Consider the following 11,847-nt stretch of genomic DNA (forward strand, 5'->3'; position numbering starts at 1 on the left):
TTTAATGGCCGGCGATCAGGGCTTCGAGGCCAGCGCTGCCTCCACCGCCTTGATCAGGTCCGGGCTGTCCGGCTTGGTCAAACTGGAAAAGTTGGCAATCACCTTGCCCTGGCGATCCACCACGTACTTATAGAAATTCCACTTCGGCGCGCTGGTCTGCTGCGCCAGAATTTTGAACAGGTGCACCGCATCCGGCCCCTTGACCGTCTGCGGCTCGGTCATCGTGAAGGTCACGCCGTAATTCACGTAGCAAACTTTGGCGGTCTCTTCACCGGTCTTGGCTTCCTGCTTGAAGTCGTCGGACGGCACGCCGATCACTTCCAGCCCCTGGCCCTTGTAGCGCTGATACAAGGCTTCGAGGCCTTTGAATTGCGGCGCGAAACCACAAAAGCTGGCGGTATTGACGATGACCAGGGGTTTGCCGGCAAAGCGCTGGCACAAATCGATGGATTCCTTGGCCCGCAACTTGGGCAATTGCCCCTCCAGCAACGGCGGACAGTTGGCGGCCATGGCCAGACTGCCTACAGCCATCAGGACGGGTACAGCGAGCCAGCGCATCAGCATGTCGAAAGTCCTTGAGTCAGATCAGACACAGAACTTAACAGTTCGACATCCCCAGTTGCATCAATGCCAGCCCGCCGTGCTGCCAGCCCCACCAGGCCAGCAGCAACAGAACCAGACCTGCCGAGATCAGCAACCCTCTTGCCGTCAAACTCATGCCGCCTCCATCTGCGCCTGCAAGCGCGCCACCGGCCGCTCGCGCACCGGCCAGTTGAGGGCCGCAGCGAGCAGGCTCAAAAGAATCGCCACCTGCCAGATCAAATCGTAGTTGCCGGTTCGATCATAGACCACCCCGCCCAACCAGCCGCCGAGGAACGAACCGAGCTGGTGGAACAGAAACACAATCCCACCGAGCATCGAGAGGTTTCGCACGCCAAACAGCGTCGCGACAGTGCCGTTGGTCAGCGGCACGGTGGACAGCCACAGAAAGCCCATGGCCATGCCGAACAGGTAGGCCGTCACTTCGGTCACCGGCGCCCACAGGAACAGCACAATCACCACCGCGCGCAACAGGTACAAGCCGGTGAGCAAACGCGGCTTGGACATGCGCCCGCCGAGCCAGCCAGCGGTATAAGTGCCAAACACGTTAAACAGGCCGATCAACGCCAATACCGTGGTACCCACCGTGGCCGGCAGATGCTGGTCCACCAGGTACGCCGGCAAGTGCACGCCGATAAACACCACCTGGAAACCGCAGACAAAAAAACCGAACGCCAGCAGCCAGAAGCCGGAGTGCGAGCAGGCCTCTTTCAAGGCTTCGCGCAGGGTTTGCTGGCCGACCATCGCCGGCAGCGGTTTGTCCTTGAGCATCGCCACCAACGGCAGAATCAGCGCCACCATCAGGCCCAACGCCAACAAGGCGGCCGACCAGCCCAGCCAACTGATCAGGCCCAAGGTGCCCGGCACCATCGCAAACTGGCCGAACGAACCTGCGGCGCTGGCAATGCCCATGGCCATGCTGCGTTTTTCCGGCGGCACGGCGCGGCCGACCACACCGAGAATCACCGAGAACGAAGTGCCCGACAGGCCGATCCCAATCAGCAAACCCGCACTGAGCGACAGCGACCACGCCGAATCAGACATGCCCATCAACACCAGCCCCGCGGCGTACAAAACCCCACCGACAAACACCGCCTTGGTCGCGCCAAAGCGGTCGGCCAAGGCGCCGGTAAACGGTTGCGCCAGGCCCCAGATCAGGTTTTGCAGGGCAATGGCGAAGGCAAAGGTTTCACGGCCCCAGCCAAATTCCATGCTCATCGGCGACAGGAACAGACCAAAGCCGTGCCGCACGCCCAACGACAACGCCAGGATCAGCGCACTTCCCACAAGAACCCAGCCACTGGTGCGCCACATCGAGGTCATTTCTTATTCTCCGCTCGCGGGTATATACCCGCTTGTAGTCGAACAAACCCGCGCTCAGGCGAGTTCGTCCAGCAAGGCCAACAAGGTTTCGCGCTTCTCGGCGCCCAACTGATCTATCAATTTCTGCTGCGCCGCCTCCCAAGCCGGCAACGCGGCAGCCAGGCGTTCTTCGCCGGCGACGGTCAACACCACCAAGCGGTTGCGCAAGTCATCACCCTCGACCAACTGCACCAAACCCTCGCCCTCCAATACCCGCAGGTTGCGCCCCAGGGTACTGCGGTCCAGGCCCATGGCTTCGGCCAGGCTGGAAATGCTCGGTTGATCGAGGCGCTGCAGGTTACACAGCAAAGAATACTGGGCAACGTTGATCCCGAAGCCGTCGAGAGCGCCGTCGTAATGCCTGCTGACGCCACGGGCGGCACGTCGCAGGTTGGTGCATAAACATTGGGAGGCAAGCATGGAGCGTGTATATACCCGCGATTATGAAAATGCAAGAAAGTGTTACAGCGCCAGGCCGACCAAAACCGCGACTTCCAGCAACTCCAACAATGCGCCGGCCGTGTCACCCGTGGTGCCACCCAGCCGGTTGACCATCAACTGACGCAGCCCGATAAAGCACAGCGCAGCGAGTAAAACAGCGATCCCGCCACTGAAACCGCCGATCAACACACAGGCCAGACCGCTGAGGATCAGCACCTGTTGGCCGACGATTCTGGGTAAATGATCCGACAGTGCCTGGCCCAAACCGCCTGCACGCACGTAGCGCGTGGTAAGGAACAGCGCCAGCATCGAAGCACGCCCGATCAGCGGCGCCAGAATCAGCGCCGTGCCGTTGTGCTGCTCGATCAAGGCCACCAGTGCGGTGAATTTGAGCAACAACACCAGCCCCAGAGTGACCACGGCAATCGGCCCGCTGCGCGGGTCTTTCATGATAGTCAGCGTGCGCTCGCGGTCGCCAAAGCCACCGAGCCAGGCATCGGCGCTGTCCGCCAGGCCGTCCAGATGCAAGCCGCCACTGAGCAACACCCAGGCTGTCAGCACCAGCGCCGCATGCAGCAATAACGGTGCGCCCATCAGGGCGGTGTTCAGGGCCCACAACAGCAGCCCGAACAGCAACCCCACCACCGGGTAAAACAGCAACGAACGCCCCAATTCCTGAGGCTGCGGCATGCCGGGCAGGCGAATTGGCAGGCTGCTGAGAAATTGCAGGGCGATCCAGAATGCCAGCATCCTCAGACGCCTTCCTTCAGCAGACCGTCGGCCATCACCTGCAGGCTGAACAGCCCACCGTGGCCGACTTCGACATTCAGCAGCTGCTCACGTGGCAAACCGCGCGCCTGCGCCAGCAGCAGCCGCATCACGCCACCATGGCTGATCAACAGCACGCGCTGTGCGGCATATGCCTGATGCAAACGTGAGACGGCGCCGAGAACGCGTGCAGAAAAGTCGCTGACGCGCTCGCCTTCAGGCGGTGTAAAGCTGTAGGGATCAGCCCAGAACCGGCCCAGTCCTTCGGCATCGGTTTGCATCAGCGCCGCCGCGCTCTGCCCTTCCCAGGCGCCGAAGTGCAGCTCCTGCAGATCCTTTTCCAGGCTCACCGGCACCCCAAGCCGTGCGCCCAGCTCGTGGGCGAACAGCGCGCAGCGTTGCAGTGGCGAACTGACCAACCGGTCCCACGGCCCCTGCTTTGCCACGGCGGTGCGCATCTGCTCCCAGCCTTTGGCGGTGAGCGCGTCGTCCAGGCTGCCGCGCAGGCCGCCGCCCAGCTCGGTTTCGCCGTGGCGCAGCAGGTCCAGGTGCAAGGTCATGCCGGGCGGTCTGCCACGGCGGCTTCGGCGAACGTCGCCATCTGCCCGTGCAGCGCGCACGCCAGGCGCAACAATGGCACCGCCAGCGCCGCACCGCTGCCCTCACCCAGGCGCAGGCCCAGTTCCAGCAGCGGTTGCGCGTCGAGGCTGTGCAGCACATGACGATGACCGGGCTCTGCGCCGCGGTGGCCGAACACCAACCACTCACGGCACGCCGGATTCAGGCGTGTAGCCACCAGCGCCGCGACCGTGCAGATAAACCCGTCCACCAGCACCACGATGCCCTCCTGGGCGCAGGCCAGATAAGCCCCCACCAACGCGGCAATTTCGAAACCACCCAGGTTGAACAACGTGTTCAGCGCGTCGTCACGTTGCGCCGCATGCAAGGCCAGCGCGCGTTCAATCACCGCCACTTTGTGGCTGACGCCCTGGGCGTTCAAGCCGGTGCCCGGGCCGGTCAGGTCGCTCACCTGGCAATCGAGCAACGCGCACGCCAAGGCGCTGGCGGCGGTGGTATTGCCGATGCCCATCTCGCCGCCGATAAACAGCTGTGCGCCGTTTTGCAACGCACGGTGCGCACTGTCACGCCCGGCTTGCAGGGCAAGTCGCCCTTGCGCTGCGGTCATCGCCGGGCCGTTGACGAAATTGGCCGTGCCGGCGCCGATATTCAGATGACGCACACCCGGCAGATCCAACGACGGCGTGACGGTGCCGAGGTCGACCACTTCCAGCTGCGCATTCAACTGCCGCGCCAATACGCTGATGGCCGCGCCACCGGTGACAAAGTTGTGCAACATCTGGCCGGTCACTTCCTGTGGAAATGCCGATACGCCTTCTGCAACCACGCCATGGTCACCGGCAAAGATGGCGATCCACACCTGATCCACCGCAGGTTTGACCTGGCCTTGCAAGCCGGCCAATTGCACCGCGATGGCTTCGAGCTGGCCGAGCGAGCCGGCTGGCTTGGTCAGTTGCTGCTGGCGAGCCAGCGCGTGTTCATGCGCAGAAGTGTTCACGGCCTTGCAGGGGTTGAGCCACCAGGAGTCAGTCATAACGCAGTACCTTTCAAAGTCAGGGGCAGGCCGGCGACGGTCAGGACCACACGCTGACACTGCTCGGCCAAGGCTTGATGCAGCCAACCGGCTTCATCCACATAGCGGCGAGTCAATTCACCCAGCGGCACGACACCCATTCCGGTTTCGTTGCTGACAAAAATGATTTCACCTGGCAGCGAGGCCAGGGTTTGCAGCAGTTGATCGCGCTCGAACGCCAGGCGTGCGGGGTTCTCCAGCATCAGCAAGTTGGTGAGCCACAGGGTCAGGCAATCCACCAGCAGGCAGCGGTCGTCGGCGGCGCTTTCGCGCAGTACACGCGCCAGCTCGATGGGTTCTTCGATCAGCCCCCAATGATCGGGACGGCGCTGGCGATGCAGTGCGACGCGCTCGTTCATCTCGCCGTCCAGCGGCTGGCTGGTGGCGATGTAGGTGACATGCAAGCCACACTCACTCGCCAGCTTTTCGGCGAGGCGGCTCTTGCCGGAACGGGCGCCACCGAGGATCAGTTGATACATGGGAAGGCACCTGTGCCGGCCGGCTGATAGGGTGAGGCGGGCACTGCCCCGTGTGGGAGCGGGCTTGCTCGCGAACGCGGTGTGTCAGTCAGCCGATTTGTCACTGAAGCACCCCATTGGCGAGCAAGCCCGCTCCCGCTGCTGAGGTGAGGTGCATCAGTTGAACCGGGGTTGGCTGGCCGGGCGCCATCGCAGGCGGGCCGGCGCCTGCTGGGGGATTGGGTGTACACCGTCAGATCCCGCATAGCTTGCGCAACAGTTCGGTGTCCAGATGGTGCTCCACCAGGTCCGCCAGGCGCTCAATATCGCGCTCGCGCAGGGCGTGGTAATCCACCTCTTGCACATCCTGCAACCCGGCCCAGCGCAGTAACGCACTGCACGCCGCCGGGGTCTCGAACACGCCGTGCAGATACGTGCCAAGAATCTGACCGTCTTCACTCAGGGCGCCGTCACTGCGGCCGTCATCCAACAGCACGGCGGCGTTCGCCAGGGCACTGCCGGCGGTCACGCCCGCATGGATTTCATAACCACTGACTTCGGCATCTTCCAGCAGCAACCGTCCGCGCACATTGCGCAATTGTTTCTCTTGTTCCAGCGTGGTGCTGAACGCCAGCAACCCCAGGGCCTCGCTGGAACCGGCCAACCCTTCCAGGCCGAGCGGGTCATGCACCTGCTCGCCGAGCATCTGCAGGCCGCCGCAAATCCCCAGCACCTTGCCGCCATAGCGCAAGTGCCGCGCAACGGCAGTGTCCCAGCCGTTGGCGCGCAAATAGGCCAGATCGCTGCGCACGCTTTTCGAGCCCGGCAGGATGATCAGGTCGGCAGCCGGAATGGCCTGGCCAGGGCCGATAAACTGTAAATCCACCTGGGGATGCAAACGCAGCGGGTCAAAATCCGTGTGGTTGCTGATGCGCGGCAACACCGGCACCACCACCTTGAGTACTTGGGCGGCCTTGTCGATCTGGCGCTGGTCGATGCCGTCTTCGGCTTCCAGGTGCAGGTCCATCACGTAGGGCAGCACGCCCACCACCGGCTTGCCGGTGTGCGCTTCGAGCCAATCGAGCCCCGGCTGCAACAGCGCGATATCACCGCGAAAGCGATTGATAATGAAGCCTTTGACCCGCGCCTGCTCGGTCGGCGACAGCAATTGGAGGGTGCCGACCAGATGCGCAAACACCCCGCCGCGATTGATATCGGCGATCAGCAGCACCGGGCAATCCACGGCCTCGGCGAAACCCATATTGGCAATGTCATTGGCGCGCAGGTTGATTTCCGCCGGGGAGCCCGCGCCTTCCACCATCACCACCGGGTAGGCCTCGCTCAACCGTGCATGGGAGGCGAGCACCGCCTGCATCGCAATGGCCTTGTAGTCGTGATAGGCCACGGCGTTCATGCTGGTCACGGCACGGCCATGGATAATCACTTGGGAGCCGGTGTCACTGTTGGGTTTGAGCAGCACCGGGTTCATGTCGGTGTGCGGCGCCAGGTTGGCGGCCTGGGCCTGCACGGCCTGGGCGCGGCCGATCTCGCCGCCCTCAGCGGTGACGGCGCTGTTGAGCGCCATGTTCTGCGGTTTGAACGGCACCACGCCAATGCCTTGGCGTACCAGCCAACGGCACAGCGCGGTCACCAGCGTACTTTTACCGGCGTCAGACGTGGTGCCTTGCACCATCAGCGTACTCATGCGGCGTCCTTGTAAGCGGCCAGGGCCTCATCGAGTCGCAACCAATCGGCCTCCGTGTCGGGCAGACCGCAGCGCAGGCTGCTGTCGTGGACAAACAGGCGCAGCAGGATGCCGCGCTGGGCCATGAATTCGTGCAGGCGTTCGGCGTGCGGGGTGATCAGCCATTGGAACAACGCGCAACCGCCCTGAGGCTCAAAGCCGTGGCGCTCAAGCAGCGCAAACAAGCGCTGGCCAGCCTCGATACAGCGATGACGCTGCTCGGCATGCCCGGCCGTATCGCGCAGGCACACCTGGCCAAGCACCCGTGTCGGCCCACTGACTGCCCACGGACCGAGCTGTTCGGCCAACAACTTGAGCAGCTTGCGTTCCGCCAGCACAAAGCCCAGGCGCACACCGGCCAGGCCGAAGAACTTGCCGAATGAGCGCAACACAATCAGGCCGACTTGATGGGCCTGGCTGGCGAGGCTCAATTGCGGGGTCACGTCCATAAACGCTTCGTCCACCACCAGCCAGCCGCCGCGCTGGGCCAACCGTGAGTGCCAGTCGAGCAGGCGCTGCGGCGGCAGACTCAGGCCGGTGGGGTTATTTGGATTGACCACCACCAGCACGTCGAGGCCGTCGAGAAAAAAGTCGACTTCCTGCTCCTGCACTTCGCGCACCACGTAACCGGCGCGGCGCCAGGCTTCGGCGTGTTCGGCATAACACGGCGACAACACGCCGACCTTGCCGGAGCGACGCAAGCGCGGCAGCAACTGGATCGCCGCCTGGGAACCCGCCACCGGCAACACGTGGGCGGCGCCGTAGTACTCGCTGGCGGCCTTTTCCAGGCCGTCGTCGGTTTCCGGCAATCGCGCCCAGGCCCGCAGCGGAATCTCGGGAATCGGCCACGGCCAGGGCGCCAGGCCGCTGGACAGGTCGAGCCAGTCCGCCTCGGCAATCCCGTACTGAATCACTGCCCTGCGCAGCCGGCCACCGTGCTCAAGCATAAAATTGCGCCCCCGCGCACAGGATCAACAGCCATAACCATACGCCGCGCTGCACCAGTTGCCAGCCACGGTCGATGGCGTCGGCATCAGCCGCCGGGCCTTCGCCCAACTGCGCACGCTGATGCAGTTCGCCGTGATAAATCGCCGCGCCGCCCAATTCAACACCCAAAGCGCCCGCACCCGCCGCCATCACCGGCCCGGCGTTGGGGCTGTCCCAGGTCGGCGCCTGGGTGCGCCAGCATTTAAGCGCCAGGCGGGTTTTGCCGAGTACCGCGTAGGTCAACGCCACCAGACGCGCAGGAATGTAGTTGAGCACATCGTCGATTTTTGCCGCCGCCCAGCCGAAACGCTCAAAGCGCTCGTTGCGATAACCCCACATGGCATCAAGGGTGTTGCTCAAGCGATAAAGCACCACGCCGGGCACGCCGGCCACGACAAACCAGAACAGCGCGGCGAACACCGCATCGCTGCCGTTCTCGAGCACCGATTCAGTCGCGGCGCGCGCGACTTCAGTGCTGTCCAGTTCGCTGGTCTGACGGCTGACGAGGTAGCTCACGCGTTTACGCGCTTCATCCAGGTCACCGCTGCGCAACGCCTGGGCGACGGGAATCACGTGCTCGCCAAGACTGCGCATGCCCAGCGCCATGTACAGCGCCAGAATCTCCAGCACCCAGCCGATATACGGCGCCCACGACAGCGCGGTGGCCAGCAACGTCAGCGGCACCACTGCGATAAACCATGCGGTCACGCCGTGGCTGCGCCACCCGCGGCCGCCGCTGTTGAAACGTTTTTCGATGCGCCCGGCAAAGTTGCCGAACGCCACCAGCGGATGCCAGCGCCTGGGCTCGCCCAGCAGCGCATCCAGCGCCACCGCAGCGACACACAGCAAGGCCACACTCATTGACTCACTCCCCACACATTCTCATACACCATGTCACTCAGCGGCCGTGGATCGGACCAGCCTTCGAGTTGCAACATCGGTGCCGGGTAGAACTCGGCCACCGGGCCCAGGCACAACACGGCCAGGGGCTTTGCACCCGCCGGCAACCCCAGCAGGTCGGCCAGGGCCTGGGGTTCGAACAACGAAACCCAGCCCATCCCAAGGCCTTCGACGCGGGCGGCCAGCCACAGGTTCTGGATTGCACAGGATAACGAGGCCATGTCCATTTCCGGCAAGGTGCGCCGGCCAAAGATGTGGCGCTCGCGATCATCCATCAGCGCAGCCACCAGCACTTCGGCGCAGTCGTGGATGCCTTCGACCTTGAGCTTCATGAAGTCGTCGGAGCGCTGGCCCAGGGCCTCGGCGGTGCGCACGCGCTCTTCTTCCACCAGTTGCTGGATTTGGCCGCGCAGGGCGCGGTCGCTGATGCGGATGAATCGCCACGGTTGCATCAAGCCGACGCTGGGCGCCTGGTGTGCGGCCTGGAGCAGGCGTTGCAGCAACTCGGGGGCCACGCTGCCGCCGGTGAAGTGGCGCATATCACGGCGTTCGGCGATGGCGCGGTAGACGGCCTGGCGCTCGGCTTCGGGGAAGGCGTTGTCTGTCATGGCCCTATCGCGGGCAAGCCCGCTCCCACATTGGATTGAGTTTCAACTTGGTCAGTTGTGGGAGCGGGCTTGCCCGCGATAGCGGTCTCAGGGCCAGGCGCAAACAATGCAGCCACCGCCGCCGGGTTGGAGGGGAAGTAAAAGTGCACGTAGGAAGCCGTCATCCGCCCCTGCCTATAAACCGCCTCGGCGCCACGCCCGCCGTTAGGGCTCAAGCCTCGGGCGATCGGCTGCCACTCGGTGCTGGTCAGCGAATGGTGATAGGTATGGCCGCGCAGCACGCCTTCCGGCAACTGGACACTTTGCAAAGCCAGCGCCGCCAGCTTCTTTTGCATCACCGCGTCGCCCTGCAGCAGGCCAACCAATTCGGCACGGGTGCCGTCGACATCGGTCAGCGAGTCCAGCAGGTAGAGCATGCCGCCGCACTCGGCGAGCAACGGTTTGCCCGCCGCGTGATGCGCGCGAATGGCGTTAAGCATCGGGGTGTTTTCCGACAGCGCCTGGTGGTGCAATTCCGGGTAGCCACCGGGCAGATAGAGGCTGTCGGCCTCAGGCAATTGGCTATCGTGAATCGGCGAGAAGAAGCGCAACTCGGCGCCCATCGCACGCAGCAGGTCAAGGCTTGCACCGTAGGTAAACGCAAAGGCTTCGTCGCGGGCCACGGCGATGCGCACGCCCGCCAGCAGCGGCTCGGCCTCGATCACTTCGGGCGCGGCGAACGTCACCGGTGGCGGCACGGCGACTTCGCAGCTGCTGCCCAGGGCTTTGGCGGCGGCGTCCAGGCGCATATCGAGGTCATTCAATTCGCTGGCTTGCACCAGGCCCAGGTGGCGGCTGGGCAACTCGATGCCGGTTTCACGCGACAACGCACCGTACCAGCGCAGGCCTTCAGTGAGGCTCCCTTCAAGCAATTGTGCATGGCGCAGGGTGCCAACGCGGTTGGCCAGCACGCCGGCGAACGGCAGGTCCGGCTGATAGCGCGCCAGGCCCAAGGCCAGCGCGCCGAAGGTCTGGGCCATGGCGGTGCCGTCGATCACGCCCAGCACCGGCACACCAAAGTGCCGCGCCAGGTCGGCGCTGGAGGGCGTGCCGTCGAACAGGCCCATCACGCCTTCGATCAGGATCAGGTCAGCCTCGCCCGCCGCTTCCCACAGCAAACGGCGACTTTCCTGCTCGCCGACCATCCACATGTCCAACTGGTACACCGGCGCACCGCTGGCGCGCTCGTGAATCATCGGGTCGAGGAAGTCCGGCCCACACTTGAACACGCGCACCTTGCGCCCCAGGTTGCGGTGCAAACGGGCGAGCGCGGCGGTGACGGTGGTTTTGCCCTGGCCGGATGCCGGTGCGGCGATCAGTACGGCCGGGCAATGACGGGGCTGATTCAAAGTTCGACGCCCTTCTGTGCCTTGATACCGGCCTGGAACGCGTGCTTGAGCATGCCCATTTCGGTGACGGTGTCGCCCATTTCGATCAACTCAGGCTTGGCGCCACGGCCAGTGACCACCACGTGCTGCATGGGCGGGCGGGCTTGCAAGTCGCTGAGTACTTGGTCCAGATCAAGGTAGCCGTGCTTGAGGGCGATGTTCAGTTCATCCAGCACCACAAGGCCGATGGAAGGGTCTTGCAGCATTGCGCGGGACACTGCCCAGGCGGCTTCGGCGGCGGCGATATCGCGCTGGCGGTCCTGGGTTTCCCAGGTAAAGCCTTCGCCCATCACGTGAAAGCGCACTTGCTCGGGAAAGCGGCGGAAGAACAACTCCTCGCCGGTGCTGTTACGCCCCTTGATGAACTGCACCACGCCGCATTGCATGCCGTGGCCCAAGGCGCGGGCAAGCATGCCAAACGCCGAGCTGCTTTTGCCTTTGCCGTTGCCGGTCAATACCAGCAGCAAGCCGCATTCGTTCGGGGAGTTGGCGATACGCTCGTCGATCACGGCTTTTTTGCGCAGCATGCGCGCCAGGTGGCGTTCGTCGCGGTCGGGGGAATCGGTCATGGCAGCTCTCCGTTGGGGCTGGACAAAAAACGGCGGGCAGGAAAATAGACAAACAGACAGCCAAGCATCGCCCACCGTGATGCTGTTGGATGATCCAGGCCGGTCTCCGGACTCATGAGTGGCGCTTGCTCAGCGAGCGAGCAGGCCGACGGCGCGCCTTCCCATATCACGCGGATACAGTGGCAAAAGGCACCGTTTTGACTCATTTACCGTTGCGGGGGCAGCGCCGGAATCGCGGCAGCACTGTGTACAAGTGCGCTCACTCACCGGCTTCCCTGTTTCACTCTGTCGACCCACAGGTCACAGAGCACCTGGAACAAGCCGCGAAGGTT

At 63.9% G+C, this 11,847-nt stretch carries 13 protein-coding genes and 1 riboswitch; all 13 genes read right to left on the reverse strand.

Annotation, left to right across the window (positions count from 1 at the left end; all coding sequences use genetic code 11):
• Positions 1-15: 15 nt before the first annotated feature.
• The gene (locus L8K08_RS08065) at positions 16-564 is read right to left on the reverse strand and encodes a redoxin domain-containing protein (protein WP_145158931.1); all 549 of its coding nucleotides are present in this window, start codon (positions 562-564) and stop codon (positions 16-18) included.
• Between the two features lie 150 nt (positions 565-714).
• Positions 715-1,914, reverse strand: coding sequence for an MFS transporter (locus tag L8K08_RS08070; protein WP_242196390.1), 1,200 nt, complete (start codon positions 1,912-1,914; stop codon positions 715-717).
• A 63-nt stretch (positions 1,915-1,977) separates the two neighbouring features.
• Positions 1,978-2,382, reverse strand: a complete 405-nt coding sequence (locus L8K08_RS08075) for a MarR family winged helix-turn-helix transcriptional regulator (RefSeq protein WP_106576421.1) — start codon at positions 2,380-2,382, stop codon at positions 1,978-1,980.
• Positions 2,383-2,424: 42 nt separating this feature from the next.
• Complete coding sequence (locus L8K08_RS08080) at positions 2,425-3,153, reverse strand: adenosylcobinamide-GDP ribazoletransferase (protein WP_124418180.1); 729 nt, start codon at positions 3,151-3,153, stop codon at positions 2,425-2,427.
• 2 nt (positions 3,154-3,155) lie between these two features.
• On the reverse strand, positions 3,156-3,731 hold the full coding sequence (gene cobC, locus L8K08_RS08085) for an alpha-ribazole phosphatase family protein (protein WP_145158937.1): 576 nt from the start codon (positions 3,729-3,731) through the stop codon (positions 3,156-3,158).
• Positions 3,728-4,783 carry a nicotinate-nucleotide--dimethylbenzimidazole phosphoribosyltransferase gene (gene cobT / locus L8K08_RS08090; RefSeq protein WP_242195661.1) on the reverse strand — a complete coding sequence of 352 codons (1,056 nt, stop codon included), beginning with the start codon at positions 4,781-4,783 and terminating at the stop codon, positions 3,728-3,730. Before cobT ends, cobC begins: the two co-directional genes overlap by 4 nt.
• Positions 4,780-5,301, reverse strand: coding sequence for a bifunctional adenosylcobinamide kinase/adenosylcobinamide-phosphate guanylyltransferase (cobU, locus tag L8K08_RS08095; protein WP_242195663.1), 522 nt, complete (start codon positions 5,299-5,301; stop codon positions 4,780-4,782). Before cobU ends, cobT begins: the two co-directional genes overlap by 4 nt.
• Before the next feature lie 232 nt (positions 5,302-5,533).
• A complete protein-coding gene (locus tag L8K08_RS08100) occupies positions 5,534-6,985 on the reverse strand; it encodes a cobyric acid synthase (RefSeq protein ID WP_242195666.1) in 1,452 nt (483 codons plus the stop codon).
• Positions 6,982-7,971: a threonine-phosphate decarboxylase CobD gene (gene cobD / locus L8K08_RS08105; RefSeq protein ID WP_242195670.1), complete on the reverse strand. Its 990-nt coding sequence runs from the start codon at positions 7,969-7,971 to the stop codon at positions 6,982-6,984. Before cobD ends, L8K08_RS08100 begins: the two co-directional genes overlap by 4 nt.
• Positions 7,964-8,872: an adenosylcobinamide-phosphate synthase CbiB gene (cbiB, locus tag L8K08_RS08110; protein WP_242195673.1), complete on the reverse strand. Its 909-nt coding sequence runs from the start codon at positions 8,870-8,872 to the stop codon at positions 7,964-7,966. Before cbiB ends, cobD begins: the two co-directional genes overlap by 8 nt.
• Positions 8,869-9,519 carry a 5,6-dimethylbenzimidazole synthase gene (gene bluB / locus L8K08_RS08115; RefSeq protein WP_242195675.1) on the reverse strand — a complete coding sequence of 217 codons (651 nt, stop codon included), beginning with the start codon at positions 9,517-9,519 and terminating at the stop codon, positions 8,869-8,871. Before bluB ends, cbiB begins: the two co-directional genes overlap by 4 nt.
• Entirely contained in the window at positions 9,516-10,907 is a 1,392-nt protein-coding gene (locus L8K08_RS08120; protein WP_242195678.1) for a cobyrinate a,c-diamide synthase, read from the reverse strand. Before L8K08_RS08120 ends, bluB begins: the two co-directional genes overlap by 4 nt.
• Complete coding sequence (gene cobO, locus L8K08_RS08125; protein WP_242195680.1) at positions 10,904-11,515, reverse strand: cob(I)yrinic acid a,c-diamide adenosyltransferase; 612 nt, start codon at positions 11,513-11,515, stop codon at positions 10,904-10,906. Before cobO ends, L8K08_RS08120 begins: the two co-directional genes overlap by 4 nt.
• A gap of 79 nt (positions 11,516-11,594) precedes the next feature.
• A riboswitch (cobalamin riboswitch) is annotated at positions 11,595-11,845 on the reverse strand.
• Positions 11,846-11,847: the final 2 nt, after the last annotated feature.

This window comes from Pseudomonas sp. TREG-RG-20F-10-E-6-01, from assembly GCF_022662455.1.
GTDB lineage: Bacteria > Pseudomonadota > Gammaproteobacteria > Pseudomonadales > Pseudomonadaceae > Aquipseudomonas.